We start from the raw sequence: 569 nt of genomic DNA on the forward strand, positions 1-569 counted from the left end.
GTAAAAGAAATTAGTTTTAGCATAAATGAAAGTGAAATTCTCGGTTTACTAGGTCCAAATGGGTGTGGCAAAACTACAACGATTGGTATGATGTTAGGCTTATTAAAACCAACAAGTGGTGAGGTCATAATAAATGGTCTTAATGTTGAAAAGAATAGAATAAATCTTCTAAAAAAAATGAATTTTATTTCTCCTTATATTGAGTTACCAAAGAAACTTACTGTCAAAGAAAATCTAATGGTTTATGGTAAATTATATTCTGTCAATGGTATAAATAATCGTATTGATTATCTTACTGAAACATTAAGGTTGAGTGAATTTATAAATAAAAAAACTGGTGAACTTTCTTCAGGTCAAAAAAATAGAGTCAGTCTTGCAAAAGCAGTAGTTAATGATCCAGACATTTTATTATTAGATGAGCCAACAGCTTCATTAGATCCAGAAACAGGAGATTTTGTCAGAACTTTCATAGAAAAAATTTCATCAGAAAAAAAAATGTCAATCTTGCTTGCTTCCCATAATATGAATGAAGTAAAAAGGCTTTGCAAAAGTATTTTAATGATGAAAGA

General features: G+C 28.8%; 1 protein-coding gene. It reads left to right on the forward strand.

Features of this window, described 5'->3' with window-relative positions:
* A partial coding sequence (locus AMN80_RS04840) for an ABC transporter ATP-binding protein (RefSeq protein WP_075520854.1) occupies positions 1-569 on the forward strand: 569 nt, incomplete at both ends.

Source organism: Candidatus Pelagibacter communis, assembly GCF_001179985.1.
GTDB lineage: Bacteria > Pseudomonadota > Alphaproteobacteria > Pelagibacterales > Pelagibacteraceae > Pelagibacter > Pelagibacter ubique_J.